Consider the following 1,345-nt stretch of genomic DNA (forward strand, 5'->3'; position numbering starts at 1 on the left):
TACGCAAAAATGCGTCCTTCGGGGCTGCGGACGTTTTCTTGGAGACCGAACGGAAGGATTTTCGTATGTTCAGTCTTGAGGAACGAGAGCGTGCGGTGGAGTTGTATTTCACCACGCCGATGACGACGGCCCAGGTGGTGGAGCATCTGGGTTATCCGACCAGGCAGTGTCTGGAGCGTTGGCTGGCGATGGATTCCCGGTATGCTGGCCATATGGCCAAACCCATCATCCCACTGGAGACCAGGCGAAGGGCAGTCGAGCTGGTGCTGGGCGGCATGCAGCAGAAGCAGGCCGCCAAACAGCTCGGCGTGAGCGTCGGCGCGGTGCATGGCTGGGTCAGGGCGTACCGCAAGGGCGGCATGGCCGCGTTGCAGCCCAAAAACAGGAACTCCGCGCAGGGCAATAAGCCCGCGGACTCCCGCCGCCGGCCGTCCGCAGCCGATGATGATGACGCGGAGGCTTTGCGCCGCAGGGTCGAGGAACTGGAGCTGGAGAACGCGTTGATGCGGGAGGTGGTGGAGGTCGTAAAAAAAGACCCCGGCGCCGACCTGCGGCGCCTGTCGAACAGGGAGAAGACCCTGTTGATCGACCGGTTGAGGCCGGCGTATTCGCTCAGCTCGATGACATGCTTGCTCGCCATCGCGCCCAGCAGCTACCACTACCACCACGCCCGGCTCGGCGTTGACAAGTACGCCGGACTCAGGGCAGAGGTGGCCGGGGCGTTCGCCGATTCCAAGGGCAGGTACGGGTACCGCAGGATCAAGGCGGTGCTCAAGACCGGCGTATCGGAGAAGGTGGTCCGCAGGATCATGGCGGAGGAAGGGCTCGTGGCGCACGTGCCCAAGCGACGCAGGTATAGTTCCTACGAGGGCGAGACGACGCCGGCTCCCGCCAATCTCGTCGACCGGGACTTCACGGCCGAGCGTCCGAACGAGAAGTGGCTGACGGACATCACCGAGATCAAGGCCAGGGACGGGAAGGTGTACCTCTCGCCGATGATCGACTGCTTCGATGGCAAGATCGTCGCATACACCGCCGGCTTCAGCCCCAACGCGGAGCTGGCCAACCGGATGCTGGAGAAAGCGGCCTCGACGCTGCCGGGGAACGCGCGTCCCCTGGTGCATTCCGACCGTGGATGCCATTACCGGTGGCCCGGATGGCTCGGGCTCATGGAACGCTTCGGGCTGACGCGCTCCATGAGCGCGAAGGGCTGTTCGCCGGACAACGCGGCCGCGGAGGGATTCTTCGGCAGGATGAAGACCGAGGCGGTCTACCCCGAGAAGTGGGAGGAACACACCCGCAACGAGGTGCTCGCCTTGGTCGATGAGTACATACGCTGGTACAA

At 63.9% G+C, this 1,345-nt stretch carries 1 protein-coding gene; it reads left to right on the forward strand.

The window, feature by feature from the left end; all coding sequences use genetic code 11:
* Window positions 1-65: 65 nt before the first annotated feature.
* Window positions 66-1,345: IS3 family transposase (locus BW09_RS10785; protein ID WP_140464057.1), on the forward strand; the 1,280-nt coding region annotated here is incomplete at its 3' end.

It is taken from the genome of Bifidobacterium sp. UTCIF-1 (genome assembly GCF_006408915.1).
In the GTDB taxonomy this organism is placed as follows: Bacteria; Actinomycetota; Actinomycetes; order Actinomycetales; family Bifidobacteriaceae; genus Bifidobacterium; species Bifidobacterium reuteri.